Source organism: Nitrosopumilus ureiphilus, assembly GCF_013407185.1.
Lineage (GTDB): Archaea > Thermoproteota > Nitrososphaeria > Nitrososphaerales > Nitrosopumilaceae > Nitrosopumilus > Nitrosopumilus ureiphilus.
In genome coordinates, this window is record NZ_CP026995.1 from 2145451 (window position 1) to 2171418 (window position 25968).

At 31.9% G+C, this 25968-nt stretch carries 28 protein-coding genes and 1 tRNA gene; 15 read left to right on the top strand and 14 right to left on the bottom strand.

From position 1 onward, the window contains the following. Positions 1 to 4: 4 nt before the first annotated feature. Positions 5 to 1369: a KamA family radical SAM protein gene (locus C5F50_RS12830; RefSeq protein ID WP_179371675.1), complete on the bottom strand. Its 1365-nt coding sequence runs from the start codon at positions 1367 to 1369 to the stop codon at positions 5 to 7. Positions 1370 to 1521: 152 nt separating this feature from the next. Here C5F50_RS12830 and C5F50_RS12835 point away from each other — a divergent pair, with 152 nt between their 5' ends. The 5 genes from C5F50_RS12835 to C5F50_RS12855 are packed head-to-tail and all read left to right on the top strand — an operon-like array spanning position 1522 to position 6752. Further along, complete coding sequence (locus C5F50_RS12835; protein WP_179371676.1) at positions 1522 to 3267, top strand: mechanosensitive ion channel family protein; 1746 nt, start codon at positions 1522 to 1524, stop codon at positions 3265 to 3267. A 39-nt stretch (positions 3268 to 3306) separates the two neighbouring features. Further along, a complete protein-coding gene (locus C5F50_RS12840; protein ID WP_425340047.1) occupies positions 3307 to 4185 on the top strand; it encodes a ribose-phosphate diphosphokinase in 879 nt (292 codons plus the stop codon). Continuing rightward, positions 4185 to 5132, top strand: a complete 948-nt coding sequence (locus C5F50_RS12845) for a TRM11 family SAM-dependent methyltransferase (protein ID WP_179371678.1) — start codon at positions 4185 to 4187, stop codon at positions 5130 to 5132. Before C5F50_RS12840 ends, C5F50_RS12845 begins: the two co-directional genes overlap by 1 nt. Then, positions 5129 to 6028 (top strand): ribonuclease Z, encoded by a 900-nt coding sequence (rnz, locus tag C5F50_RS12850; RefSeq protein ID WP_179371679.1) that lies wholly within the window; start codon positions 5129 to 5131, stop codon positions 6026 to 6028. The genes C5F50_RS12845 and rnz overlap by 4 nt, the downstream gene beginning before the upstream one ends. Position 6029: 1 nt before the next feature. After that, positions 6030 to 6752, top strand: a complete 723-nt coding sequence (locus C5F50_RS12855) for an SIR2 family NAD-dependent protein deacylase (protein WP_179371680.1) — start codon at positions 6030 to 6032, stop codon at positions 6750 to 6752. 1 nt (position 6753) lies between these two features. On the opposite strand, the gene C5F50_RS12860 is transcribed toward C5F50_RS12855, so the two are convergent. The 3 genes from C5F50_RS12860 to C5F50_RS12870 form a co-directional block, all read right to left on the bottom strand. Further along, positions 6754 to 7500, bottom strand: a complete 747-nt coding sequence (locus tag C5F50_RS12860; protein WP_179371681.1) for a hypothetical protein — start codon at positions 7498 to 7500, stop codon at positions 6754 to 6756. Between the two features lie 84 nt (positions 7501 to 7584). Continuing rightward, complete coding sequence (locus C5F50_RS12865; protein WP_179371682.1) at positions 7585 to 7983, bottom strand: RNA-binding domain-containing protein; 399 nt, start codon at positions 7981 to 7983, stop codon at positions 7585 to 7587. Continuing rightward, positions 7980 to 8528 (bottom strand): AAA family ATPase, encoded by a 549-nt coding sequence (locus C5F50_RS12870; RefSeq protein ID WP_179371683.1) that lies wholly within the window; start codon positions 8526 to 8528, stop codon positions 7980 to 7982. Before C5F50_RS12870 ends, C5F50_RS12865 begins: the two co-directional genes overlap by 4 nt. A gap of 71 nt (positions 8529 to 8599) precedes the next feature. Here C5F50_RS12870 and thpR point away from each other — a divergent pair, with 71 nt between their 5' ends. From thpR to C5F50_RS12885, 3 genes are read left to right on the top strand one after another with little or no spacing between them, the layout of a single operon-like run. Further along, positions 8600 to 9142: an RNA 2',3'-cyclic phosphodiesterase gene (gene thpR, locus C5F50_RS12875; protein WP_179371684.1), complete on the top strand. Its 543-nt coding sequence runs from the start codon at positions 8600 to 8602 to the stop codon at positions 9140 to 9142. Further along, positions 9139 to 10470 carry a CCA tRNA nucleotidyltransferase gene (cca, locus tag C5F50_RS12880; protein ID WP_179371685.1) on the top strand — a complete coding sequence of 444 codons (1332 nt, stop codon included), beginning with the start codon at positions 9139 to 9141 and terminating at the stop codon, positions 10468 to 10470. Before thpR ends, cca begins: the two co-directional genes overlap by 4 nt. Continuing rightward, complete coding sequence (locus tag C5F50_RS12885) at positions 10445 to 11206, top strand: serine/threonine protein kinase (RefSeq protein WP_179371686.1); 762 nt, start codon at positions 10445 to 10447, stop codon at positions 11204 to 11206. The genes cca and C5F50_RS12885 overlap by 26 nt, the downstream gene beginning before the upstream one ends. Here the strand turns inward: C5F50_RS12885 and C5F50_RS12890 are convergent. Beyond that, a tRNA-Pro gene (locus C5F50_RS12890) sits at positions 11207 to 11280 on the bottom strand. A gap of 56 nt (positions 11281 to 11336) precedes the next feature. On the opposite strand from C5F50_RS12890, the gene C5F50_RS12895 reads away from it, so the two are divergent. Then, the gene (locus C5F50_RS12895) at positions 11337 to 11552 is read left to right on the top strand and encodes a hypothetical protein (protein ID WP_179371687.1); all 216 of its coding nucleotides are present in this window, start codon (positions 11337 to 11339) and stop codon (positions 11550 to 11552) included. Here the strand turns inward: C5F50_RS12895 and C5F50_RS12900 are convergent. Both C5F50_RS12900 and C5F50_RS12905 read right to left on the bottom strand, forming a co-directional pair. Then, complete coding sequence (locus C5F50_RS12900; RefSeq protein WP_179371688.1) at positions 11547 to 12695, bottom strand: NAD(P)/FAD-dependent oxidoreductase; 1149 nt, start codon at positions 12693 to 12695, stop codon at positions 11547 to 11549. The two genes, C5F50_RS12895 and C5F50_RS12900, sit on opposite strands and share 6 nt — an antisense overlap. Position 12696: 1 nt before the next feature. After that, positions 12697 to 13437: an SDR family oxidoreductase gene (locus tag C5F50_RS12905; RefSeq protein ID WP_179371689.1), complete on the bottom strand. Its 741-nt coding sequence runs from the start codon at positions 13435 to 13437 to the stop codon at positions 12697 to 12699. A 108-nt stretch (positions 13438 to 13545) separates the two neighbouring features. On the opposite strand from C5F50_RS12905, the gene C5F50_RS12910 reads away from it, so the two are divergent. Beyond that, entirely contained in the window at positions 13546 to 13767 is a 222-nt protein-coding gene (locus C5F50_RS12910; protein ID WP_179371690.1) for an AN1-type zinc finger domain-containing protein, read from the top strand. A gap of 2 nt (positions 13768 to 13769) precedes the next feature. On the opposite strand, the gene C5F50_RS12915 is transcribed toward C5F50_RS12910, so the two are convergent. Beyond that, entirely contained in the window at positions 13770 to 14054 is a 285-nt protein-coding gene (locus C5F50_RS12915) for a hypothetical protein (protein WP_179371691.1), read from the bottom strand. Between the two features lie 33 nt (positions 14055 to 14087). Then, the gene (locus tag C5F50_RS12920) at positions 14088 to 14645 is read right to left on the bottom strand and encodes a DNA replication complex GINS family protein (RefSeq protein ID WP_179371692.1); all 558 of its coding nucleotides are present in this window, start codon (positions 14643 to 14645) and stop codon (positions 14088 to 14090) included. A 54-nt stretch (positions 14646 to 14699) separates the two neighbouring features. On the opposite strand from C5F50_RS12920, the gene glnA reads away from it, so the two are divergent. After that, positions 14700 to 16160, top strand: a complete 1461-nt coding sequence (glnA, locus tag C5F50_RS12925; protein ID WP_179371693.1) for a type I glutamate--ammonia ligase — start codon at positions 14700 to 14702, stop codon at positions 16158 to 16160. On the opposite strand, the gene C5F50_RS12930 is transcribed toward glnA, so the two are convergent. Both C5F50_RS12930 and thsB read right to left on the bottom strand, forming a co-directional pair. Further along, positions 16157 to 16435 (bottom strand): hypothetical protein, encoded by a 279-nt coding sequence (locus tag C5F50_RS12930; RefSeq protein ID WP_179371694.1) that lies wholly within the window; start codon positions 16433 to 16435, stop codon positions 16157 to 16159. The genes glnA and C5F50_RS12930 overlap by 4 nt on opposite strands. Before the next feature lie 55 nt (positions 16436 to 16490). Further along, positions 16491 to 18203, bottom strand: coding sequence for a thermosome subunit beta (gene thsB, locus C5F50_RS12935; protein WP_179371695.1), 1713 nt, complete (start codon positions 18201 to 18203; stop codon positions 16491 to 16493). Between the two features lie 104 nt (positions 18204 to 18307). Between thsB and C5F50_RS12940 the strand changes: the two genes are divergently transcribed. Further along, positions 18308 to 19630 (top strand): serine hydroxymethyltransferase, encoded by a 1323-nt coding sequence (locus C5F50_RS12940; protein WP_179371696.1) that lies wholly within the window; start codon positions 18308 to 18310, stop codon positions 19628 to 19630. A 3-nt stretch (positions 19631 to 19633) separates the two neighbouring features. Here the strand turns inward: C5F50_RS12940 and C5F50_RS12945 are convergent, their stop codons facing one another. Both C5F50_RS12945 and C5F50_RS12950 read right to left on the bottom strand, forming a co-directional pair. After that, positions 19634 to 23011, bottom strand: coding sequence for a DNA polymerase II large subunit (locus C5F50_RS12945; protein WP_179371697.1), 3378 nt, complete (start codon positions 23009 to 23011; stop codon positions 19634 to 19636). 13 nt (positions 23012 to 23024) lie between these two features. Continuing rightward, positions 23025 to 23777, bottom strand: a complete 753-nt coding sequence (locus C5F50_RS12950; RefSeq protein WP_179371698.1) for a phosphoglycerol geranylgeranyltransferase — start codon at positions 23775 to 23777, stop codon at positions 23025 to 23027. A 64-nt stretch (positions 23778 to 23841) separates the two neighbouring features. Here C5F50_RS12950 and C5F50_RS12955 point away from each other — a divergent pair, with 64 nt between their 5' ends. The 3 genes from C5F50_RS12955 to C5F50_RS12965 all read left to right on the top strand — a co-directional run bounded on the left by C5F50_RS12955 (position 23842) and on the right by C5F50_RS12965 (position 25231). After that, complete coding sequence (locus C5F50_RS12955; protein WP_179371699.1) at positions 23842 to 24204, top strand: hypothetical protein; 363 nt, start codon at positions 23842 to 23844, stop codon at positions 24202 to 24204. Between the two features lie 127 nt (positions 24205 to 24331). Beyond that, positions 24332 to 24934 (top strand): winged helix DNA-binding protein, encoded by a 603-nt coding sequence (locus tag C5F50_RS12960; RefSeq protein ID WP_179371700.1) that lies wholly within the window; start codon positions 24332 to 24334, stop codon positions 24932 to 24934. Positions 24935 to 25069: 135 nt separating this feature from the next. Next, positions 25070 to 25231 carry an AbrB/MazE/SpoVT family DNA-binding domain-containing protein gene (locus C5F50_RS12965; RefSeq protein WP_048114515.1) on the top strand — a complete coding sequence of 54 codons (162 nt, stop codon included), beginning with the start codon at positions 25070 to 25072 and terminating at the stop codon, positions 25229 to 25231. Here the strand turns inward: C5F50_RS12965 and C5F50_RS12970 are convergent. Next, positions 25221 to 25625: a hypothetical protein gene (locus C5F50_RS12970; RefSeq protein ID WP_179371701.1), complete on the bottom strand. Its 405-nt coding sequence runs from the start codon at positions 25623 to 25625 to the stop codon at positions 25221 to 25223. The genes C5F50_RS12965 and C5F50_RS12970 overlap by 11 nt on opposite strands. Positions 25626 to 25968 lie beyond the last annotated feature (343 nt).

A 25968-nucleotide genomic window follows, 5' to 3' on the forward strand; every position in this document is an offset into this window, starting at 1 on the left:
AATTCTAAGATTCAGGATAGTCATCAAGGGGGTTTGATTTTTTGAAATTTTTCATCTCTTCATCAAAGAAGAATTTTTCAGTTAGTGCAGGTTTTAAATCATCTAACCAAATTGCATTTTCATCGTATTTAGCAAAAAATGGAACTTGTACCCAGTTAGGATTTCTACCTTGTAAAAATCTCAAAACAATTACTTTTTGATCATGTAAATCTGCAGTTCCAATAACATGTACTTTTCCTGGAGTTGCAGACATACTAGGTCCTCTAACAGTTCTTGCTAATCCACTAACTGAAGAATATGCTTTTTTGAAAATTTGATATGCCTTTACTAAAGGAACACCAAAGTAATGCTGAGCGCCAGTATCTCTTACAACGAACATGTAATATGGAATACATCCCAATTGAACTTGTTTGGTCCACATTTTTGCCCACATTTCAGCATCATCGTTTATGTGTGCTAAAAGTGGAGATTGTGTTCTAATTATTGCACCAGTAGATCTAACTGCTTTTATTGCATTTTTTACTGCATCTGTTGATAATTCATTCAGATGATTAAAGTGACCCATGATTGCAAGATGTAATCCGCTATCAACAATTTTTCTAAAAACATCTAGCATTTCTTGAGAATCAGAATCTGTTAAAAATTTGTAAGGCCAATATGATAGAGCTTTTGTTCCAATTCTAATTGTTTTCAGATTTGGAAGTTTTGCATCAAGTAAAGTATCAATATATTTTGAGAAAATTTTTGCTTTCATAATCATTGGATCCCCGCCGGTAAATAACACGTCACTAATCTCTGGATGTTCTTTAACATACTGAACTAGTTGTTCTCCTTCTTGCATTGCAAATTTCATTTCATCCATTCCTACAAATTGTGGCCATCTAAAACAAAAGCTGCAATATGCATGACATGTTTGACTTTGACTTGGAAAGAAAAGACAGGTTTCTTTGTATTTGTGTTGCATTCCATATAATTTTGTTCCATCTTTCAATGTTGGAACATTTAGTTCCATTTGACCTGCAGGATGTGGATTTAGTTGTAAACGAATTTCATTTGCAATAGATGTAATTTCTTTTTTATCTAAATTGTTTTTTAATGCTGTTGCCATTTTTTCATAATGTTCAGGTTTTAACATTCCTTTTTGAGGAAAAGTTAGTACAAACATCGGATCATTAGGAATGTTATTCCAATCAATTAATTGCTCAACAACATAGTTGTTTGCTTTAAATGGTAAAACATTTCCAACAACTTCCATTTCAAATTGAGTTTCTTCTCCAAGATTCTGAATTTGTGGAATGGTTCGAAAATTAGATAATGTGTAAGATTTTAGTGATGGTGAATTATCCCAAATGGTTTCTTGATAGGTCACTTTGTTACTAGTACAAATACCATTGTTAAAGGTTACAGGTTTTTTTATGCGTGAAAATTTTAAATTTTATAATAGTTTTATTAAAGATTCTAACAGGAATGAGAGTTCAGGTTACCTATGTATGATAGAAAAAAAGAGAAAAAGTGATCTAAATGGCTGAAGAAATAATTGATGCAGTAACAGGTCAAGTAGACCAATTTCAAGGTATTTCTCAGCTTCTAGCTTCGTCTGAATCTCTTCAGGCAGCATTTATTGTATTAATTGTAGGAATTATTGGAATCGTAGTAATTTATCGTACATTTTCAAAATGGGTAAAGAAGCAAAAATTGAATTATGTACGACCACATCTTTCAAGATTTATCAGGGTGGTGGTTTTACCATTTTTTGCTATTATATTAATTACCTCAGTAAATTTCTACATACAATCATTTGCTCTGTTTGAAAATGATGTTTTAGATTATGCAAAGGAAAAACTAAATCCTAGTGAAACATTTGCAAAGATTCTCAATACAATAAATATTCTTGTTATTGGATACTCTATTGCTCATATAATTCCAATAGTACTTCGTAAAAAAGAAAAATCTAATTTGGAGAAAGAAGATTTTGAGGCATGGAAAGAGTTACGTGGATTTTTAGATGATGATAATGATCTTTTTCATAAATTCTACAGGTGGGTTCCTCCAAAACACACACCAGAAGAACTAACAGGTGAAGAATTTGAAAAAAATCTCAAGACAGAGGAAGGTAAAAAATTCCTTGAAGAATTTAGAACAACAAAAGGACTACCTATTGGTAGCTATGAACAATTAGTTAAAGATCCATTTGAAGAATGGAAAAAATCTGAGAGAGTCAAGTATCAAAAATATTATGATGATTGTATTTCTGGAAATAATGAATCTGGAAAAAAGCTAAAACCTGGACAAGACGTTGAGGAAATTTTCCCTATAGATACATGGAGAGAAGAAAAAAGATTTAGCGGATTTGATCCAGTAGTTTCTGGATCAAAACCACCAGGTTATGCAAAAAGAAAAAGAAAAGATCTTCCAAAATCAATTTCTCAGATTTTACCACTTGGAATTTTTGTTGCAGTAATACTTGGAGTAATTAGTTGGTGGGGAATAGATTTGATAATACTTGCAACTGCTACAGGAGGATTTGCCATAGGTATAGGATTAGCACTACAAGAAACCATGCAAAATTATTTTGCATACATATTGATTAGAAAGGACAAGATTTTTGCAGAAGGTGAGCGTGTTCAATTAGATACTGGATATAATGGATATGTGCATAAAATCACTCCTAGAGTAACTTTCATTCGTGATGCATTAAATGAATCATATGCAGTAATTCCAACAAGGCAGCTTGTTAATTCTCAAATTATTAATTATTCAAAAGAAATCAAAATGGTACCAGCAATTGTTGAAGTAGGAGTTTCTTATCTCAATAATCCAAAGCAAGTCGCTGCAATTTTAGTTAAGATTGGAAAGCGGGCTATGAAAGAGGTTATAGATGAAAGAGGAAGACATCTAGTCAGGCAGCAAAGATGTCCTTATTTGGATAACAATAAGCCTAGTTGTGGATGTGACAAAGATATTCATGTTGAAATAAATCAACCTGTTGTTAGATTTAACAAATTTAATGATTCATCACTTGATTTTTCATTATGGGTTTATGTTAGAGATTATGGTGCACAATTCAAAACTAAAACGGACATTAGGGTAATTATGTATGAAGAATTTAAAAAATATGATATCAGAATTCCATGGCCAATTAGAACAGTGTATCAAGGAGATGAAAAGCGGGAGGATGAGGAAATCAGAAAGCTTGATGACAAAAGAAACAAAGTTGTTGATGAATTTGGTATAGGAGATATAGGTCGTGGAGGCGGAGAGGATTAATCTTCTCAAAACTTAAGAATCCCATTAAATCACATTTTCTTGTTGAGTAATATATCAATAATTTCAGGAAAAACATCTGAGGATTTAGCAAGAAAATTATCTAAGAAGATAAAGGCAAATCTAGTAAAATCGGAGATTAGAGTTTTTGCTGATGGGGAAAGTAAAATTACGTTAAATGGAAATCTATCAAAGAAAAAATCAGTTGTGGTACAGTCAATTTATCCGCCAGTTGATACCAATTTGATACAAGTATTATCATTGATTTCAAAAGCTAAAGAAATTTCATCACAAGTAATTGCTGTAATTCCATACATGGGATATGCAAGACAAGATAGAGAGTTTTTGCCTGGCGAAATTGTAACGATGAAAGTTCTAGGGAAATTATTCAAAGGTGCAGGTGCATCAAAAGTTATCGTAGTTGATATTCACAGTATGATTGGATTTAAGCACTTTACTATAAAGACAAAAAATGTAACTGCAATTTCAGATCTTGTACAGTATTTTAAGAAATTGAGGCTAAAAAATCCTCTGATTGTATCCCCTGATCAGGGTGGAAAAGAAAGGGCAAGGGAATTCGCAAGGGAATTCGGTTCAGAGTTTATCGCTTTAGAAAAAAAGAGAGATAGAAAAACAGGTAAGGTACAGATTCAAACTAAAAATGTAGAAGTTGCAGGAAGAGATCTAATTCTAGTTGATGATATGATAAGTACTGGTGGAAGTATTGTTAAAGCTACACAATTTCTCAAAAAACAAAAATGCAAAAGAGTGTATGTTGCATGTACACATGCACTTTTAATGAATGATGCAGAAAATAAAATTAGAAAAGCAGGAGTCACAAAAATTGTTAGTGCAAATACAATTCCAGGTAAAACATCAATAGTAGATGTTTCAAATACAATTGCAAAGGCAATAGCATAATGCCAGAAAGTTTTTTTATTTTATCTAAAGATTATCTAGAACTTGCTACTGATGAAATAATTGCATTATCAAAAATGTATGATAGATTTTCTAAAGTTAAAATAATTTCAAATCTAGTAATTATCCAATCAAAAACAAACTGGGAAAAAATTTCAAAGCGTGCGTCATTTGTAAAAATTTCTGGTCAGATATTAAGAAAGATGTCAGGATTATTTTTAGATGAAGAAAATTTGGGGGTGTTAAAAAATGCTAAAACCTTTGTTTGTAGAATAATCAATTTGTCATCCAATCAATTCAATATTCCCGAATTGGAGAGTTCTATGGGAGATATGGTATCAAAGTTTTCTCATGCAAAAGTAAAATTGGAAGATCCCGACATTACGGTATATCTAATTTTTACAGATAAAGAAAACTTTTTTGGATTTTCAAAAAGAGTCAAAAAAGAGAGTAGACCTAAAAAGATTACAAAATATCCTCATGAATTAGATTGGAAATTAACAAGAGTCATGATAAATTTAATAGGAATGAGAGAAGGAAAAACTATTTGTGATCCATTCTGTGGTACAGGTACAACTCTTTTAGAAGCCAAATCAATGGGAATTCATGCAATTGGATTAGATTTTGATGAAAAGATGTGTGCAATTTCAAAAGAAAATCTTGTGACAAATGGCTATAAATCAAAAGTATTCAACTCAGATTTTCAAGAATTATCAAAGATTTCTGAAGAATTTGACGGTATTGTTACTGATTTACCATATGGAAGATCTTCAAGGGCGTCAGAAAAACCAGAGGAGATCCTGAGGAGATTTTTCTCAATTTTGCCTAAACGTAAAAGAATTGCAATCATGTACAAAAAAGAATTGGATAGTAAATTGAGATTAAAGGGACTAAAAAAATATGAAATCTATAGGCATAAAAGCTTGACAAGGACAATTTTGATAAAATGAAACTCGTGTTTTTAGGTACATCAGCAGCCCAACCTACTGAGAAAAGAGGATTGTCCTGTATTTGTTTAGAAAGAGAAGGTGAAATTCTAATGTTTGATGCAGGAGAAGCAACACAAATTTCCTATATGAAATCAGGTTTAGGGTGGAATAAAAAAATGAAATTGTTTGTAACGCATCTACATGGAGATCATTGTGTAGGGATTTTGGGATTGCTGCAAACAATGTCTATGCAAAATAGAACAGAAACTTTGGAAATTTTTGGACCAAATGGAATTGAAGAATTTATTGCTGCTAACATCAAAGTATTAAATTTTGGATTATCATTTCCTGTTTTAATTACTATTATTAAAGAAGGGAAAGTTTTTGAAGATAAAAAATATTCAATTCATGCTTGTAAAGCAAATCATTCAGTTACTGCATTTTCATATCTATTTGAAGAAAAGGATAAGCCAGGAAGATTCAATATTGATGAAGCTAAAAAATTAGGAATTCCAGAAGGGGAGTTGTGGAATAAATTGCAAAATGGAAATAAAATAGAAATTAATGGAAAAATAATAAAACCAGATCAGGTATTAGGAGAAAAACGTCCTGGAAAAAAGATTGGTATTTCAGGAGATACAATGCCTACCAAAGAGTTAGAAAAATTTTTTGAGGATTGTGATTATCTGGTATTTGATTCCACATTTCTAGATGAAGAAAAACAAAGAGCACAAGATACTTGCCATTCTACTGCAAAGCAAGCTGCAACAATAGCAAAAGATGCAAAAGTAAAAAATTTAGTTTTAACACATTTTTCAGCAAGATACAAAGACGAAGTTGGACATTTAGAAGAAGCAGGAAAAATTCATGATTCAGTAATTGCTGCAAGAGATCTTTTAGAAATAGAAATTAAATAAGATGTTTAAATTAACCAAAGACCAGATTGATAGTATTAAAAAAATCGTATTTGTAACAGGAGCAGGAATTTCTCAAGAAAGCGGTATTCCAACATTTAGAGGAAAAGATGGATTATGGAGAAAGCATGATGCCATGAAATTAGCAACAATTGATGCATTCTATGATAATCCAAAATTGGTTTGGGAGTGGTATAATGAAAGAAGGGCAAATATTTTTGCTTCAAAGCCAAATCTAGGCCATAAGGCAATTGCTGAACTAGAAAAATATGTCAAAGTAGCAGTTTTAACACAAAATATTGATGGACTCCATCAAAAAGTAGGAAGTACAGAAGTATTAGAGTTACATGGAAGTATCATTAAGATCAAATGTTCAGTTTGTAATTATAAAGAAGAAATGACGTCAGAGATTTCAGAAATTCTACCCTTGTGTAAATGTGGAAATATTTTACGACCTGATGTAGTATGGTTTGGAGAATCTTTGCCACAAGATGTTTGGCAAAAAGCTATGATCCTTGCAAGTCAATGTGATTTAATGGTGATTGTGGGAACATCTCTAGTTGTATCACCTGCAAATACATTACCTATCTATGCAAAACAAAATAATGCAATACTGATTGAAATTAATCCTGAAAATACTGAAATGTCATCTGAAATGGATTTAGTCATAAGAAATACAGGGGCCATTTCTCTACCTGAATTTGTATCATTGTTTAAAAAAAATTAAATTATTTTTGTGAAAAGACACCATTAATATTTGAATCAGAGGAATCACCTGGATTGAACACTGATGAAGAAACTATACCATAATCTTGATGATCAATAATCATATCTACATAATAAGGAATTCCAGTTGCATCATTTACAATAGTTTCAAACATTGAAGTAAAATATGTACCAGAAAAAATTTCTTTTTCTGCAGTTCTAATTACAACATTAATACTATTTGTTTTCCCACTAGAATCAGAGTATTGGAGAAGAATATTGTTATCAGATTGTTGGTTTGTGGATAAAGAAAGGGTCTCATATGTTATTGGAGAATTAGTTTGTATTATAGCAGGATTCGTAGATTTTGATGGAGCAGATGATGAATCAATTGATTTTGAATTTTGTGAAGTTGAATCAGCTACAAAGATATTCTTAATAGATTCAATAGGGTTAAGATTAGAAATTTCTTCGTTAATGACTTTTTGAGAAGATTCTTTTACTTCAGAAACTTCGTTGGAAATTTTATTTCCAGTTTGACTTATTTCATTAGAGATAGTATCTCCTGTTTTATCTATTATTTTATCAATTGAACCATCAATTCTTTCTTCAACTGAAGCTGAAGTTCTAGAGCCAAAATTTGATATATCGTTTTTTAAAGAATCAATTACGCTTGCAGAAGTTGAAGGAAATAAGATATCGATCTCATTAGAAAATACCATGCCTCCTAATATCAAAATACCTGCAATTATTCCTAATTTTATGAACATTTTATTATAATTCAAAAAAAATGATTTTAGATTCATACTAAAAAAAATAGTCAAAACAGAGTGAATTTTCTTAACTAAGTTTCACTAATTTCCTAAAACAATCCAATCAATTACTCCATCAATATTTGATGAAGTAAGAATTACTTTAATTGGTCCCAAAGGGGATTCTTCTGCTTCTTCACAAATTGCTATTTGTTTAACAAAAGCTGCCTGTTTGTTAAGATAAAACCAGGTTGTATCATTATCTAAATTTTTTTCAAGATAACGACGATAAATGTTTTGAGACTTTTTCGAATGAATTGTTTCATGAATTTTTTCAAATGATCTTAATTCTTTTGATTGTGCTGTGATTGAAAAAAGATCAGTTTTGACTGTAGAGTATGGAAAGATATTTGAAATTGCTTTTTTAACTTTTTCAGAATCTTCAGAAGGATGTAAAGTACTTGTCATTTGAATTGTGCAATTAATGTTTGGAATTTTCATTCTATCCAACTTTGAATAATTTCATAGGCGTTTTTGATTAATTCATCTTTTGTCAAGCCAATATTTGATATTGCATAATCAGACAAAGCTATTGAATTGCTAATTCCAACTCCTAATTCACGATTGTCTCTTTCTTCAAAGTGTTCTTTTGTTTGTGGATCATCTGATCTGCCTCTTTTTTGTAGAAAATCAAATCTTGTATCTGTAGAAGCATGAATTGCTAATAGTTTTACGGCACCATATTTTCTTAGTACTTGTATTTCATCATTTGATCTTACTCCATCTACTAGAATCACGTTAGCTGTAGAAGATTCTATTTGTGGTTTTACCAATTCTGCTATAGCACCTGGACCATTTTGCTCTCTTAGTTCAAGCATTAATTTCCCAAGATTTGATCTTGTTAATTCTAAATTTCTTTTTTTTGCTTCGTCCCTAACAGCATTTCCCATATTGATAATTTTGTATCCTTTTGATTCCAAACCTTCAGCAATGGTGGATTTTCCAGCACCAGGCATGCCTGTTAGGCAAACAATTAGTTTTGTCAATATATGATAAAAAAGAGACTCGTCTATGAAGTTACCGGAAATTATTATAAAGATACATCAAAGAATGTTATATGCGAACTTTTGTGGCAGTAGAAATTTCAAATAATGATGTTATTCATTCAATTAAAAAAATTCAAAATAAAATTAACATCGACGCAAAACCTGTTGATTCAGAAAATTTACATTTTACGTTACAGTTTTTAGGAGAGATTTCAGATGATATCTCTCAAAAAATCATTGATGCTCTTAATACGATTGAATTTTCAAGTTTTAGGATTAATTTGAAAGGAATAGGTGCATTCCCTAAACCTAAATTTCCAAGAGTAATTTGGATAGGTACTGATGAGGACGGGGGCAATATGTTAATTCATCTAGCAAAAAAAGTAGAAAAAGTCTTGGAACCTTTGGGATTTTCTCCTGACAAACCATTCAAACCTCACATTACAATATTTAGGATTAAAAAGAAGGTAGGAGATATAACAAAAGAATTGGATAGTCAAAAAATGACAGATTTTGGCATTCAAGAAATAATTAGTTTCAAATTGAAAAAAAGTGAACTTACATCTAGTGGACCAATCTATTTTGATTTAGCGGAGATTAAAGCAAAAAAATGAAACAAATTATTAGTAAAGTGTCTAAAAATGTAATTCCATCAAAAACAATTGAGAAATCAAAAAATAAAATTGCTGGTCAAGCATTCAAGTTAGTAGAAAAAGAAATTGCAAAATATCCAGAAGTTATAGGATTAGAATTTGGAGGATCATATGCAAAAGGCACCTGGTTACCAAAAGATGCAGATATAGATATTTTTGTAAGATTCAAAAAATCTACAATGGAAGAAAAATTTGAAAGAATTTCAAAAAAGATAGGTTTTGATTCGTTAAAAAAATATTCTCCTTATGTCAGGTATTCTGAGCACCCATATGTTGAGGCTAAAATTAAGAATACTAAGATCAATGTAGTACCATTTTATGATGTAAAAATTGGAGAATGGAAAAGTGCTGCAGATAGATCAACATTTCATACTAAATTTATGCAAAAGTCATTAACATCAAAAATGAAAAATGATGTGAGAGTTCTCAAGACGTTTCTAAAATCAAATGGAATTTACGGTGCGGAAATTGCAAAACAAGGATTTAGTGGATATGTATCAGAGGTTTTAGTTTTGCATTTTGGAAGTTTCGAGAATATTATAAAATCAATATCAGAAATTAAAGAAAATCAAGTAATTGGAAAAACTTCAAAGAAATTTGAAACATCAATTGTGATAATTGATCCTATTGACAACAACAGAAACTTAGCTGCTGCAATATCTAATGAAAATATTGGAAAATTTGTTCTAATTTGTAGAGCCTTTAAAGATAAAGGTGTTATAGATTTCTTTAAGAATAAAAAATTAAAAATTTCAAAAAAGTATTGGGAAAATTTGTTAGTTATAAAATTTAATTTCAAAATTAGAAGTCCAGATATAATATGGGGGCAGATTAAAAGAGCTACTTCATCATTGTCTACACAATTAGAACTAGGCGGATTTAATGTATTGAGAAGTAAATCTTACACAGATCAAAAAAATGAAGTTTATCTATTTTTCTTCTTGGAATCATCAAAGATTAACCAAATATATTCAAAGAATGGACCAGATTTTTTTAGAGAAGACAGTTCTAAAAGTTTTATTTCTAAAAATCTTGGAAATACAGAATTAATGTGGATAGGAAATAATGGAAAAATAATTTCAGTGGAAAATAGAAAGCATACAGATGCAGTCAAGTTTATGTCAGAGTTTTTGAAAAAGAATCTTCAAACAGGCATACCCAAAGGTCTTCAAAGTGATTTTAAACAAGGTTACAAAATTTCAGTAGGAAAGAAAAATTTAAGCAAATCAATTAAAGAGGTTGCAAGCGAGTTGATTTCAACAGATGGCACACTTGTTTATTTCAATTAAGAAACTTTCTGATGAGCCATACTCAAAAATTCTTGGATATCCAAAAGCTACTAGTAGTCAAATAAAATCAAGAATCACTGAGTTAGAAAAATTAAAAATTAGATCAGTTTCATTTACAGGTCCTACAACAATTGGTAACCTAGCAATTTTAGGTAAAGGATACGTTGGTGTTGTGGTTCTTGCAAAAAAAAATAACAAATTAGTTGCATTAAAAATTAGAAGAACCGATTCGCAAAGAAATGAAATGAAAAATGAAGCAATTTTACTAAAATTAGTGAATTCTGTAAATGTTGGACCAAAGATGTTAGTTGCTAGTAAAAATTTTTTGGTGATGGAATATCTAGAAGGAATTAAAATTAGTGAATGGGTTTATTTGTTAAAAGGTATTGGAAGTGCAAAAAAAATAAAATCTACAGTCAGAAAAATTTTAGAAGATTGTTATAGGTTAGATCAATTGGGTTTTGATCATGGCGAATTAAGTAATATTTCTAAACATGTCATAGTAGGAAAGACAAAATCTACTTTAATCGATTTTGAAAGCTCTAGTACTAAGCGAAGACCATCAAATGTTACATCCATCACTCAAGCATTTTTTATTGGATCAGGTATTGCAAAAAAAGTTCAAAAAATTTATAAAAATTCATCGAAAGAAAAAATTATTGAGGCATTAAAACAATACAAACAAGAAAAAACAAGAAAAAGTTTTGATGAATTACTAAAAATTCTAAAATTATAATGGGATTGGCAGGATTTGAACCTGCGACCACTAGTCCCCCAGACTAGTATCATACCAAGCTAGACTACAATCCCTTGTTTCAGAGGCACAAAATGAAATTATTAAATCGTCGTATTGATTTATCAAATACATGAAGATTTGTAATATTTGTCACAAAATTTCAGCAACTGATCAAGACCATCTTGATTGTGTTCAAAAAAGAAATATTGAATTACAAGATGAAGATTTTAAAAATAATATTCCAGAAAGGCTGAATCTATCAAAAAATACTCAAGATTTAGGTATTGAAGTAAAAGCAATTTTGGAACATCTTTCTAAAGCTAAAGATGATAAAGATGAATCATAACCATTTTGCCAGTCTTTCTCTTTCAAATTCTATTTTTTTAGAAAGATTATCCGCAGTTGATTCTGTAAGATTTGTTGAAGGTTTTGAATTTGAAAACATATCCACTTCTATAATGGAAGCAGTGTCTCTGCCAGATTCTATAAAACAACCACCCTTTCCGTCAAAAAGTTCAGATTCTTTTTTAGATTGAATTTTTGAAATTATGTTATTGGCAACTGTAATACCTTCTCCCTCTGCAAAAACTCCGGCTTTTGGGACTGCCATTGCTTCTGTAACTGTTAAACTAGTAACATCACCTATTGCAAATACATTTTCAAAAGATGTTTTACAATCTCTATCTATTGAAATGAATCCTGGTTCTTTAGCTAAACCAGAATCATAAATTACTTTTGGAGCTATATGTGGAGGAATAGCTAAGAGTAAATCAAAATCAGCTTCACTGTTTTCAAAAATTAGTTTCTTTGATTCAACAGACTGTATTTTACTTGAGTTATGAAAAATAATTTTTTCAGAATTTACAAGTTCAAGAATTTGTTTGCTAACTTCAGGGCCAGCAGCAGGCAACGTTATAGAAGCAGGACTGTAAAAATCAATTTCTATAGAATCACGCATTCCACGTTTTCTAAGCATAGAATCTATTAGCAAACTAGCCTCAAATGGAGCAGGTGGACACTTGTAAGGCATTCCCATAATAGATATTGCAATTTTTCCAGATTTTATATTTTCTAGTTTGTCATGAATTTCTGAAAGATCATTATGATCATATAGATTTAATCCATTTTCAACTAATCCAGGAATTTTTTCTGGAGCCAAAACAGCACCCATAGAAATTATCAGATAATCATATTGAATGTTGTGAGATATTGTTTTTACATTTTTATTTTGTAAATCAATTTTTAAAATTTCATCTTTAATGAAACTGATTTCTTTTTTTGATAATTCATTTAATGAACCAATGGAATTTTCAAAAGTTCGTGTTCCATTAATTATCCATAATTTTGCAAATCCTACCATAAACCAGTCTTTTTTATCAATTACAGTAATTTTTACTTGTGATGAAGATAGAGAATTTCTTAATTCATTTGCAGTTGATAGTCCACCAAAACCTCCTCCTAAAATCACAACATGTGGGATATCAGTCAACTTAGCGTTCTTGTGTTGTAGGTCTTATCAAGATTTCATTAACATTTACATGAGATGGAGATTCAACTGCATACAAAATTGCATTTGCAATGTCTTCTGCCTGTAATGCTTCCATCTTCTTTGCATTTTCAATAAATCCTTGCAATGATTCATCAGTAATTGTATCATTAAGTTCTGTTGCAACAACTCCAGGCTCTATACTAGTAACTCGAATGTTAGATCGTACACTAAATTCTTGTCTTAATCCCTCACTAAATGCTGCAACTGCGTGTTTTGTTGCACAGTAAACACTTCCTGCTGGAAAAACAATTCTTCCAGCTACGGACGAGAGATTTACAATATGACCAGATTTTTTATCTTTCATATGAGAAATTACTGCGGCTGTAGAATATAATACGCCTTTAATATTCACATCAATCATTCTATCCCATTCATCAACCTTTAGACTTTTGAAGAAGCTCAAAGGCATCAAACCTGCGTTATTTACAAGAATATCAATAGAACCCCACTTGTCTAAAACTGCATTGGCAAAATTTTCACATTCAGATCTTTGAGTTACGTCTAATTTTTGAAAAAATACTTCTCCACCATCAACAGAAATTTTTTTTGCAAGTTCATCCAATCTGTCAACTCTTCTAGCTCCTATAGCAACTTTAGCACCAGCTTTTGATAATGCTAATGCAGTAGCAAAACCAATACCACTACTTGCTCCAGTAATTATTGCAATCTTATCTTTAATCATCTAAATCTCCTAGACAGATTATCATTGTAAAAATGTTTAGACGTTAAGAAAATGTAAATTTTAAGCAAGGCGTAGCACCTTTATTAAAAGAAAAACTGTAATGAAATTATGAAATCTGAAAATTGTGCATATTGTGGGGATTTGACTGATATGCCTTTTCAATGTAATTATTGCAAGGATCCATTTTGTTCAGAACATAGACTTCCAGAAGAACACAGATGTGTAAAACTCAATCAGATTAGAGCAAGAAGATTTGGGGAGAAAAAAGTTATACGAGATGGTGGACCTAACAAACCAAGTATTTTCAAACGGATTTTTGGAAGATTCTAAAATCAATAAGGGCTTTTGTCAGGAGATATTTTTGCACGTCTTCCTTGATAAATAAGTGCAATAGCAAGAGCAAACATCACCATTGCAGTTAACGGAAAATTCTGTGGGGCAGGCAAAATAAACCAATAATATACTCCAAAACCAACAGATATAGTTGCTTGTACCCATAATTTTACCCATTTTGGAGCTTTGATTAATCTACTAATAGCTTCTACTGCAAAAATTCCAATTACAGGATAAATTGTGTAAAACAAAAAATCAATTACATCTACACCTGTATGAGACATTTAACATCAAAAGAAAATAGGTATAATTTCTACCTAATCTTCCCAACGTACTTTGGTGGCAATATTTTTAGAAATTAAGGCTTGTGCATTCTCATAGGGAATTGTTGCTATATCTTCAGGTTTGAAGGGTCCGTATTTTTCAAGGTCAGCACCAACAATCTCATCTACTTCATTAAGAAATCTAATAACAATTTTCTTCGTCTTGTGATTTTGAGCTAATGATTCAAGAAATTTTGATTTTCCATGAATGGTTGCTGAAATAATCATTTCTATTCTTTCTTTTTGTTCCTCTTTTGAATCTAAAATGAATTTTTCTTCATCTAAAAGATATCCGTTTTCTATTTCAGAAGAGTTCAAAATTTTATCCAATCTGATATTTATCAATAACGATGATAATTCAGTTGCCATTTCTATTATTGTATCTTTAATTTTACTTTCTACACCATCAAATTCTTGTTTTTGTAAATTTCCTATAAAATCAGCAAGATTTTGATAAAAGTTTGGTTCAATTTCTAACAAGGAATCATTTTCAATTTCTCGTAAAACTGTATGATGTAATGAATTGATATCTATTTGATTTGTTTCAGACATTTCTTACCTAATCCTTAAATGCTGGATGTATTTGTGTTTGATTGAAGTACAAAATTGCCGTATAAAGTAAGTCATGGTAAAGCAATACAAGTAACATATTCACCAGACGAAGTTTTCTCCAGAATTCAGCATGAAGGTATCCAATTTATCGATTTACAATTTACAGGTTTAACAGGTCATTTCCATCATACTACAATTTCAGCTGATACTTTTACTCCTGAACAGATGAAAGATGGATTACCTAAATTAGATGGTTCATCTATAGTTGGTTTTGCCAGTATTAATGATTCAGATCTGCTTTTAAAACCAGATCCAAATACGTTTGCAATAATTCCTTGGATGACTGAAAACAAAACTGCTAGACTTCTTTGTGATATTTACTGGGGAGAAAATAGAGGAAGATTATCACGAGATCCTAGAGGAATTTCTCAAAAAGCTGAAGAGTATATCAGATCTCAGGGATTTGATTTTAGTACGTGGGGTCCAGAGGTAGAATTTTTTGTTTTTGATAAAGTTCATTGGGATGTTCTAACACCATATAAAGGTCAATCATATTCAATTGAATCAAAAGAAGCTCCATGGAGTCAAGAAGGAGATGGATACCCAATGGGATTACAAGAAGGATACTATCCGAGTACACCATCAGACACTCTTACACCATATAGAAATGAATGTGTGAATATTCTTAAAAATAATTTTGGGATCTTATGTGATAACCATCATCATGAAGTTGCAACTGCAGGGCAATGTGAAATTGATATAAAATATGATTACATGACAAATGCTGCAGATGCTGCCCAGTCATACAAGTATGTAATTAGAAATGTCGCACAAAAATATGGAAAAGTTGCAACAATGATGCCAAAACCAATTGCTATGGATTCAGGATCTGGAATGCATGTTAATGTTAGTTTATGGAAAGGAAAAGAAAATGCATTTTTTGATCTAGATGATGAGATTGAACTAAGTCAAACTGGAAGATATTTTTGTGGTGGAATCATTAATCATGCAAAAGCATTATCTGCAATTTGTAATCCTACTACTAACTCATATCATAGATTAGTACCAGGTTATGAGGCTCCAGCATATGTTGCATGGAGTTCAGGAAACCGTTCTGCTATTGTAAGAGTTCCTAAACATCTAACAGGAAAAAATTATGCACATCTAAAAAGACTAGAGTTTAGAGCTCCTGATCCTTCATCAAATCCATATCTTGTATTTGCTGCTGTAACTGCGGCTGGAATGGATGGATTAAAAAAGAAAATGGATCCTGGAGATGAAGTACGTGACGATATTTTCAAGATGACTAAATCTGATAGATCTAGAAGAGGAATAGGTGTTCTTCCAAAAAGTCTTGGAGAAGCATTAGATGAATTAGAAAGCGACAGAAAATTCCTCAATTCGATTTTTACAAATGATGTAATTGATAAAATCATAGAATTAGAAAGACGTGACCAGCGTGAAATAGCAATTAGGCCACATCCACATGAATTTTATCTATACTTTGATGTTTAGATTCTTCCAGTAAGTGCAATAATGTAGTATAGTGAAATTGCCATTAAGATAAATCCTCCTCCAAGAAATATTTCTCGTTTCTTTTCAGATGTAGCAGCTTTATAGAGTAAAACTCCACCAGCAAGACCTACAAATAATATCAAAACTCCAATAACTACACTATCAAAACTTGTGTTAGTAATTAATGGATGAAAAAATCCAGCAAGTAATGCAAAGAATGCAACAAGGTAAATGTACTTAAAACCTGCAAGAATTTTGGATGATGTTTTATTCAATATTGTTCGTAAATACGGTAATCAAATAAACTTTTGAAAAATTTTTAAAAATAATTTACATCATTCCGCCCATGTCAGGCATTCCACCCATTCCAGGTGGCATTCCACCCATTCCAGGTGGCATTCCACCCATTCCAGGTGGCATTCCTCCTTCTCCACCAGGTGGACCTCCTGCAGATTTTTGAGTGGCAATTACATCATCAATTCTGAGAATCATGCATGCAGCTTCGGCAGCTGCTGAGACTATCTGAAGTTTTACTACAAGTGGTTCAATGATATCGCTTGATTTCATATTACCTACTTTTCCTTTCATTACATCAATTCCAGTCCATTTCTCACCTTTCTGTTGTTTTGAACGAAGAAGTGTAAGTGTGTCAATTGGATCCATTCCAGCATTTTCAGAAAGTGCTAATGGAATTGATTCTAAAGCATCAGCAAATTTTTCAGCAGCTAATTGTTCTCTTCCTTCTAGGGATTTTGCCCAACTTCTGAGTTTTGTTGCAGCAAATGTTTCAGGGGCACCACCACCTGCAACAATTTCAGGTTTTAGAATTACATCTTTAACAACCATAAGGGCATCATGAACAGAACGTTCAACTTCATCTACTACTCTTTGTGAACCTCCACGCAGAAGTAATGTAACAGATTTTGGATGTTTACATCCTTCGATGAATACCCATTTATCTTCTTCAATTTTTCTTTCTTCAACAATTTCTGCACTTCCTAGATCTTTTTCGAAGAGATCATCAAGGTTTGTAACTATCCTTGCACCAGTTGCTTTTGCAAGTTTTGTAAGATCACTTTCTTTTATTCTTCTAACTGCAATAATTCCTGCTTTTGCAAAATAATGTTGAGCCATATCATCAAGTCCTTTTTGGCACAACACTACGTTTGCTCCAGAACCAATTACTTTGTCAACCATTGTTTTTAGCATCCTGTTTTCTTCATCTAAAAATGATTTTAGTTGTTGAGGATTTGAAATATTGATTTTAGCATCAGTTTCAGTTTTACTAATCTCTAATGCAGTGTTGATTAATGCAATTTTAGCATCAGTTATCTTTCTTGGCATGCCTCCATGAACTATTTCTTTGTCAAGTACAATGCCTTGGATGATCATCGAATCTTTTACAGATCCACCCGCTTTCTTTTCTACTTTAATATCATCAATATCAACATCATAGTTTTCTCCATTCTTTTCTGCTACTGCAAGTACTGATTTTACAATAATATCTGCAAGTTGATCAGCATCTTTTCTAACGAGTTTAGTTTGCATTGATGTTTTTGCAATTTTAGTTAAAATGGTTTTGTCGTTTGCAGAAATTTTGTCTGCTATACTTTCAAGATATTCTTTTGCTTTCTTTGCTGCTTTTCTATAACCATCAACAATTATTGTTGGATGTACATCTTGATCTATTAGAGATTCTGCATGCTCTAGTAATGCACCTGCTAAGACAACAGCAGATGTTGTACCATCTCCAACCTCATTATCTGTGGTTTTGGAAATTTCAACAAGCATTTTTGCAGCTGGATGTTGAACATCAATTTCTTTAAGGATGGTTGCCCCATCATTTGTAATAGTAACATCACCTAGAGAATCAACTAACATTTTATCCATCCCTCTGGGACCTAAGCTGGTATGAACAATTTCGGCGATAATTTTAGATGCAGCAATGTTATTCTTTTGCGCTTCCCGGCCTTTGGTTTCTGAACCGCCTTCTTTTAACAATACTACCGGCATATTTCCCTTTGAAGTAGCTTGCATGCCCATAGATGCAAAAACTTCCGATTCCCCTTTTATACCTTCCAGATCAAGATGTAAAAAAAATTGATTGTTATCGGTGTTTTTAAATTGGGAAAATAAAGTTGCAAAATATGGCAAAATCTCAGAATAGACAATCTTATGATAAAATTTTTACAAAATTAAAGGAACATCACAAGTGGTTTGAAAATTCAATTCCATTGATTGCAAGTGAAAATATTCCAAGCCCTGCTGTTCGTGAAGCAATAATTTCTGATTTTGGAAATAGGTATGCTGAAGGATGGCCTGGGGAGAGAGTCTATGCAGGTTGTGTGTACATTGATGATGTTGAGTTTGAATGTATGAAATTAGCTAAAAAATTATTTAAAGCAAAATTTGCTGATGTAAGACCAATTTCAGGAGTTGTTGCAAATCTAGCAATTTATTCTGCTTTTACTAATCCTGGCGACATAATGTTGGCACCTTCTATTCCTGCTGGTGGACATATCTCCCATGGTAAAAAGGAGCATTCAGGAACTGCAGGTTTAGTCCATGGATTGGAAATCGAATTCTATCCATTTGATGCAGAAGAAATGACAATTGATGTCGATAAGACTAAGCAAAAGGTAAAGGATTTACAAAAAGTTAATCGTCTTCCAAAAATGGCAATGTTTGGTGGTTCATTATTCTTGTTTCCTCATCCTGTCAAAGAATTATCGGATTTTCTAAAGAGTTACAATATTCATATTAATTATGATGCAGCACATGTTGCAGGATTAATTGCAGGGGGTAAATTCCAAGATCCTTTGCGCGAAGGAGCAGATACTATGACTATGAGTACTCACAAGACATTGTTTGGACCCCAAGGAGGATTGGTTTTAGGTTCAGAGGAACATGAAGAGGTAATTAAAAAAGCAACATTTCCTGGTCTTACAAGTAGTCATCACATTCATCATATGGCTGGAAAGGCAGTTGCTTTTGCAGAAGCTTTAGAGTTTGGAAAAGATTATGCTACCGAGGTAATTAAAAATGCAAAATTGTTAGCAGATGCTCTACATGCTATGGGATTCAAAGTCTTGGGAGAAAGTAAAGGATTTACAAAATCTCATCAGATTGCCGTAAATGTTTTAGATTATTCTGATGGTGGTAAAGTAGAATCTGATTTAGAAAAAGCTAACATCATTGTAAACAGACAACTAATTCCAGGTGATATCAAGGCAGGAAGAAATTATTTCCATCCAAGTGGAATTAGACTAGGAGTTTCTGAAATCACCAGACTTGGAATGAAGAAGAATGAAATGGAAGAGATTGCATCTTTAATCAAAAATATTGTCATTGAGAAAAAGGATCCAAAGAAAATACTTTTAAAAGTTAAATCTTTTAGAAAGAATTTTCAAAAAGTTAAATTTTGTTTTGACAATAAATTAGGTGCTTACGAATACGTTAAACTCAGATAATCTTTAGGCATAATCAGTAAGCAGAGATTGATCTCCTTTGTTTTTACCAAATACTAATTCAATTTCATCTGATAGTGCATGTATTCTTCCTCGTTGATATTCACTTACATCGTATTTTTCAACTAATCTTTTTGCAAGTTTTAGATATTTTTCTACAGATCCTCTAGTAATTGTAGCAATCAGTTTATGACCACAAACACATGTCTGAATAAGCGGCATTCTACGATATGATTTACCACATCCAGTACACCTAAAGTTTTGTCTAGCATATGCTCTAAGATTTCCCATAATATCTGGAACTAGATGTGTCGAAATTACATTTGAAACAATTTCGGAAGTATTTACAGCATCAATTAAATCGGCATTTTTAACTTGCATATCAAACTTGTCAAGCATAGAACCAAGTGTAGAATATGCACTACGAGATTTTGATGTAGTTAGTGATGAAGTTGAATGTGTAAAGAAATAATCATAAAATTGCCTTTCAGTTTCAAGTCGTGATTTGATAATATCTACAGATGTAATGTCTGATGCTTTAATTTGATGAAAAGTTGATTCAAAGAATTCTAAAGGAAATAATTTTGTAACTTCAAGATTGTGTGCCTGTGGCTGAGACTCATGTGGTAAAACTAGAGGCTGAACAAGTAATGGCGCATCCATTAATCCTCCTATTCTATCAGAAAGAAATTGCCTTGAAAAATTAAGTAAACTGTCCATTAGAAGCATTATAGAATCGGCATCACCATCAGCATCTCTTCTTTTTGCTGAATGCCAATTTGGAGTTGCAAAACAAACATGGGTTTCAGTATATCCAATTATTCGTCCTACAATTCCAACAGAAGTGTGGGGTGCTAAACCAATAATTAGATGACCAATCAATTCTTTGAAATTATTTACATTATAAAATGCAGATGTGCCATAAAATTTCTCTAAAAGCACATCAATGTATTTACAAGTTGCAATAAGATATTTTCCACTTTCATAAGGAATTATCACATCTTGCATACGAAGTTCAATGATTTGATCCGAGTTTTCAAGAGGGTTACCGTCAATATCATGATAATAACCAAGTTGTTTTAGTTCCTCAATTGAAGTTCCAATCCAAGATGGTTTGAATTGAGTTAGAGGAGAATTTGTTGCGTCAAATCTAACAGTTCCATCTTTGAAAGTTGTTAATCCAAAGTTTTGTCGTGTTAGTCCTTTTTCTAGAGGTTCAGCAATTTTATCTTGATTAATTAGTTCTTTTACGCCTTTGAATGGCTCTTTTGCACGAAGACCCATTTTTTCTTGAGCTAAAAGCAATCTTGTTTTTAGTGGAAATTCTTTGTGAGAATGTGCAAGAGCTTTACGCTTACATTTTTCACAAAATGGTTCATTGAGAATGTCCCTGCAATTGGTGCATCTATAGGTAATTGTTGTTTTTATACCACAGTTAGAACATTTTATTCCAATTGAAGGCTCATTGCATTTGTTGCAAATTCTGTTAAAGATATTTGCAAAAAAGTGTTCATTTCTAGATGCCTTTAGAAGATCTCTGGTAGGTCCTCCTTTATCACTAACTGGAAATAAAACATGTGTTGGAGGTTTCATTTGTCTTGCAGCTGCTTTTTCAGGTCTTCCTATTCTAACACCAACTGAAGTTGAAAATTTATTTTTGATTTGAATGCCTGAAGACTTTGATATTATTATAGGAACTGAAAAATCATTAATTGTTGGTTTTTTTCCAAATAATAAATTAAAGAATATTTTTGCTTCTTGACTTTCTAAAATTATTTTTTGATTATCAATTTTATGAGGAGTACCAAGATTTTCAAGAATTTTTTTAATTTTAATTGGGTATTCGATTAATGTATCATTAACTTTTATTGGCTCTAAGAGCATAGCTAGATCTTCGGATGAAATTTTATCCCAAAAGTATAGATAATGAGGATGAAGTGGAATTTTAAAATCAAGTGAAATTTTTATTGCTTCATCAACTGAAGGAGTTTTACTTAAGAACTGTTCTAGATAGTAAGTTTTAGATTCAGTATTTTGGATTTTTTGTTTTAGTTCCTCAATCCAGAATTCCTCAACATATGCAGATGGAATTAGTTGGGCATTGTTTTCAAGAAAATCTCCAAATGAAATTAGAATATCTCCTAGATGTAGTATTTTTTCGATTTCATTTTTTATTTCTAATGCATGTTTTACATCTCTAATTCTTACAACATTTCCATTGTTCAGACGAACAGTTGGTGTATCAATAGAATCAACAAAAGCAACTGTGGCTCCTTTTCCAGGAATGTCAATTTTGATTTGTGTTCCCACAACTACTGTATGATCAAGAATTTCAGCAATTACAGGATGAATTCCAACTGCTGCAAATCCGGTATTGCATGCTCTGCCATATCTTAATCGAAATCCACCTAGTTTGTTAGGCATTGATAATACTGATCTGCCTGTAATTACCTCACGCATTCTCTTAGCAGCTGCATCTTCTTGATTATCACCAGTTTGGACTGCTCCTTTGAGATCATTGAGCCATTCCCAACCATCTAAATTATATAATTCAATTCTTTTGAGAAGTTTTTTCGATCTTCCAATTAATCCATCATTTAAAACTCGTAGTGCTCCACCTCTAACTCTGTCAGTTTTGATTCGAGTCATAGATTTGTGATTTACAACCTCATAGGGATCTGTATCCACACCATCTAATTCTACGGGAAGATTTGAAATTACATGTTCAATATCTTCATCTAATATATGGAATTGGAAACTGCTAGCTTCTCTTTCATAGATTCGTAGTTCTTCAACAAATCTACCTGTTTCATCATCAAATGAATTAGCCTGATATTTGGATAGCCCAGCCGCTTTTCTAACATGATCTGCAATCAATATTGTTACAGCAGATTCTGTTCCTCCTGCTGAACGCATTGGTCCTGCAATTGAAACTGAAAGATATTCTGTGCCATCTTTGTTTTTCTTGATTTTTACTTCGCTAATTCCTTGTAATGGTGCAATAGTAACTCCTTCAGTTACTATTGCAAGACCTACACGAACCGCCAGATCAAGTTTTTCTTCTAAGGATGCATCTGGAAGAGAATATTTTCCTAAAGCAATTTCTTTTGAAAGGATTAGTGCAGATAGTTCTTTTCCATTAATTTTTAAAAGTTCTCTTAAAGGATCTGCAATATCTATTTCGTGCATCTTTGCAACTCGATCAGCCAGATCAAATGCAATTTTCGGCTCTATAATGCCTGAAGAATCCACCAAGCTTGATTTTGCCTTTGCAGCATGCTCAAAAATTGAATATGTATCAGTTGAAAGATTTGTGTAGTAGTCAAGATAATAGCTTGGCATTTTAATTCCGCTAATACGAGAAATTGCGTCGTTTTCAGACATAATATGTACTCTATTACTTGCTTCTTTGAATTGCTTTTGCTATTTCTTGGAGTTTTTTGATACTTCCTCCTTTTTCAAGGAATGTTCCAATCACTAAAGCATCAGCTCCTGCTTTAACCAAACTTTCTGCAGTTTTAACATCTTTAATGCCTCCTCCTACAATTAAAAATCCATTAAATGCATGTCTAACAGTTTGAATCATTTCAGGAGTTACGTTGGATTTTGCTCCAGAACCAGCTTCCAAGTATACAAATCTCATACCAAGAAATTGCGCAGCTAATGCATACGCAGCTGCAATCTTTGGTTTTTCAAATGGAATTCCTCTAGCTGCACCTACAAACCAGGCAGATGTTCCTTCTCCTATTACTAAATAAGCAGTTGGGAGAGGTTCTAAACCAAATTTAAGAACACTTGGAGCACCTAAAGCTTGTGCTTGTGTGATAAAGTAAGGATTTTCTGAGTTCATTAAAGAGCTAAATAGAATTGCATCAGCATCAGGTACAACACCTGTGACATTACCTGGAAATAAGATAATTGGAATCTTAATTCCTTGTTTTATTCCTTTAACTACTTGAGCCATCTCAATTTGATCAGTAGCTGAGGAACCACCAACTAGGATTGCTGATGCACCCATCTTTTCAACATCTTTTGCAAGTTTGGATGATGCTTCTAAATTTGATACTTCTGAATCAATTAATACGAACAGCAATGCGTTTTTCTTTTTTAATTCTGATTTTAGGAATTCTTCAACTTTATTTTCAGTCATAAAATGGATTTGTAGATGACTCTTTAAAGTTTAATTGGAATGTGATATACAGATTTGTATAGCTATGACGGAGTTGGAAGGATCTAATTTTAACAATATTATACGTAAAATTATCAAAAAATCACTGTTTACAGAGAGACAAATTGAAATTATTTTAAATCAAAAGGATCTTCTTGAATCCAATTTTTCTATAAGTAAAGGTGCGTATTACAGGCAAGTTGGTCAATCTAGAGACAAATTGATTGGGTTATTCTATTCAATCATACTTTTACGAGGTTTAGGCATACTTTTGCCTGATGATATTGACGTGATATCTAAACTCTCAGAGCAGATTAGTGTGATAAATGAGAGTGATATATTTCCAGAAAGAGAAGATGAAGTGATTAATGTGATAGATAGGGTCATTCGACAGGCATGTAATATGTGATATGTGTGATTATAACCGTTTATGTTCGTTTGAGTTCTTTGTGATAAAGTGTGTGAGATAGTTAATCTAAAGTGTGAAATAATATTGTTCAATCACGATAAATCACGATACAGGCGTTAAAGTTGTGATGTTAGTAGAGATTCCTGAACCTGAAGTGGTTTTAGGTGTGATTTTAGCATTTGTTGTTGGTTTAGGGGGATTGTATCTATACTACAAAATTCGTCCTTTTGTTAAAACTAAAAATGAAATGTTTGATGCGTCACAATCAGAGCGCTTAGAGTATTATGAAAGACAATTAATTGATATGAAAATACGCCTAGATGCATTAGAAATACAGGGAATTGAACAAAAATCAGAAGATCCAAACTTGGAATTAAAACAATTCTTAGAGAAATTAACCAAGAATGAAGTTGAAGAGAAACCAACTGAGCAGGTAATTACTCCAGAAATAAAACAAGAGAAACCTATTTCCGTGCCTAATATTCTAAATATTGAGCATGTTAATCCAACTAATTATGTGTTGCAACTAATCACAAACAAAGCTATGACATCACGTGATATTCAAATCACATTAAAGAGAAGTAGAGAGCATACTTCAAGATTAATGAAGAAATTATTTGAGGGTGGTTATGTTGAAAGAAATACTGAATCAAAACCATACACTTATTCAATTACTGAAAAAGGATTAGCAAAGGTTGAAGAAGTTCAAACAAGTCCTTCTATTGCATAAAATAACTTAAAAAGATTTTTGTTTTTTGTTTTGTAATAATTCAGAACAAAATACACCAAATTAGGCCTATTTTATGATAATTTATTAATTATAGATTTTAATAAATTATATATATTATTAAATTATAATCAAATTATGTCAGTCCAAGAAAATGAAGTTTTAGTAAAAATTACTTCTGCAGGAACAATTTCCATTCCTAAACAATTTAGAAAGTATATGGATATCCAAAAAGGAGAATATGTTAAAGTAATTCTTGGGAAAGATAGGTTATTGGTAAGAAAAGTCACTATTTCTTAGATGATAATTCTTGTTTTTGTCCAATCTTAATTGTTTGATATGTCCATTCTCGACCTGTTCTTAACCTATTCACCCTACCTTTTGAAGAGAATCTAGACAAATAAGTGGAAATAATACTAAGTTTAATTGGCTCGTTAAATTCATCTTCATATTTTTCAAGAATGTTTGTAGAGGTAAATTTGCCCATTGGGAAGAATTTATCTACAATAAACCAGATTTTTGAGCCTACTGAATCCATATTTGTGGTTTCGGTTTGCTCTTCTTCAATATTCATTAAATCCATCATTTCAAATATTTTGAGGATCTTTTCTCTAGTTACATTTCCTTCTAATTTAATATCATATTTGGCTCCATCTGCATCTTCCATACCTATACGAATACGTTTGTTTGTCATCTTAGAGATCTAATGGATCAGTAGTTAACAGTTCAATGGATCCCAGAATCTTTGTTAACTAATTAGTTTGTTAACGTTGACTGCCTAGGTCACGCCTAGCCCAGATTTTGTTATTAACATTGATTCTATTAAAACAACCAATTTTTAGACCATTTTCATGCCTGGAGTGGAAATAAAGGGGTGTTTTGATGATATTCACAGTGTTAACATCCATCTTTAACGCCTGGAGTGGAAATAAAGGGGGTAAAATGGGGATTTTAGGGATTTTCTTAACATCTCAATAACAAAAATGTTAATTTTATTTTATTTAGGATTAACCCACACACCAATATTTCCACTCTAT

What these genes read in the sequence shown, in the direction of transcription:
- C5F50_RS12920 (WP_179371692.1), bottom strand. Translation starts at nt 14,645, where the DNA reads ATGTCTGAAACAAATCAAATAGATATCAATTCATTACATCATACAGTT.
- C5F50_RS12910 (WP_179371690.1), top strand. Translation starts at nt 13,546, where the DNA reads ATGAAATCTGAAAATTGTGCATATTGTGGGGATTTGACTGATATGCCT.
- C5F50_RS12945 (WP_179371697.1), bottom strand. Translation starts at nt 23,011, where the DNA reads ATGTCTGAAAACGACGCAATTTCTCGTATTAGCGGAATTAAAATGCCA.
- C5F50_RS12895 (WP_179371687.1), top strand. Translation starts at nt 11,337, where the DNA reads ATGAAGATTTGTAATATTTGTCACAAAATTTCAGCAACTGATCAAGAC.
- C5F50_RS12965 (WP_048114515.1), top strand. Translation starts at nt 25,070, where the DNA reads ATGTCAGTCCAAGAAAATGAAGTTTTAGTAAAAATTACTTCTGCAGGA.
- C5F50_RS12955 (WP_179371699.1), top strand. Translation starts at nt 23,842, where the DNA reads ATGACGGAGTTGGAAGGATCTAATTTTAACAATATTATACGTAAAATT.
- C5F50_RS12835 (WP_179371676.1), top strand. Translation starts at nt 1,522, where the DNA reads ATGGCTGAAGAAATAATTGATGCAGTAACAGGTCAAGTAGACCAATTT.
- C5F50_RS12960 (WP_179371700.1), top strand. Translation starts at nt 24,332, where the DNA reads ATGTTAGTAGAGATTCCTGAACCTGAAGTGGTTTTAGGTGTGATTTTA.
- C5F50_RS12915 (WP_179371691.1), bottom strand. Translation starts at nt 14,054, where the DNA reads ATGTCTCATACAGGTGTAGATGTAATTGATTTTTTGTTTTACACAATT.
- rnz (WP_179371679.1), top strand. Translation starts at nt 5,129, where the DNA reads ATGAAACTCGTGTTTTTAGGTACATCAGCAGCCCAACCTACTGAGAAA.
- C5F50_RS12885 (WP_179371686.1), top strand. Translation starts at nt 10,445, where the DNA reads ATGGCACACTTGTTTATTTCAATTAAGAAACTTTCTGATGAGCCATAC.
- C5F50_RS12865 (WP_179371682.1), bottom strand. Translation starts at nt 7,983, where the DNA reads ATGAAAATTCCAAACATTAATTGCACAATTCAAATGACAAGTACTTTA.
- C5F50_RS12950 (WP_179371698.1), bottom strand. Translation starts at nt 23,777, where the DNA reads ATGACTGAAAATAAAGTTGAAGAATTCCTAAAATCAGAATTAAAAAAG.
- C5F50_RS12860 (WP_179371681.1), bottom strand. Translation starts at nt 7,500, where the DNA reads ATGTTCATAAAATTAGGAATAATTGCAGGTATTTTGATATTAGGAGGC.
- C5F50_RS12905 (WP_179371689.1), bottom strand. Translation starts at nt 13,437, where the DNA reads ATGATTAAAGATAAGATTGCAATAATTACTGGAGCAAGTAGTGGTATT.
- thpR (WP_179371684.1), top strand. Translation starts at nt 8,600, where the DNA reads ATGCGAACTTTTGTGGCAGTAGAAATTTCAAATAATGATGTTATTCAT.
- C5F50_RS12970 (WP_179371701.1), bottom strand. Translation starts at nt 25,625, where the DNA reads ATGACAAACAAACGTATTCGTATAGGTATGGAAGATGCAGATGGAGCC.
- C5F50_RS12855 (WP_179371680.1), top strand. Translation starts at nt 6,030, where the DNA reads ATGTTTAAATTAACCAAAGACCAGATTGATAGTATTAAAAAAATCGTA.
- C5F50_RS12940 (WP_179371696.1), top strand. Translation starts at nt 18,308, where the DNA reads ATGGCAAAATCTCAGAATAGACAATCTTATGATAAAATTTTTACAAAA.
- thsB (WP_179371695.1), bottom strand. Translation starts at nt 18,203, where the DNA reads ATGGGCATGCAAGCTACTTCAAAGGGAAATATGCCGGTAGTATTGTTA.
- C5F50_RS12845 (WP_179371678.1), top strand. Translation starts at nt 4,185, where the DNA reads ATGCCAGAAAGTTTTTTTATTTTATCTAAAGATTATCTAGAACTTGCT.
- cca (WP_179371685.1), top strand. Translation starts at nt 9,139, where the DNA reads ATGAAACAAATTATTAGTAAAGTGTCTAAAAATGTAATTCCATCAAAA.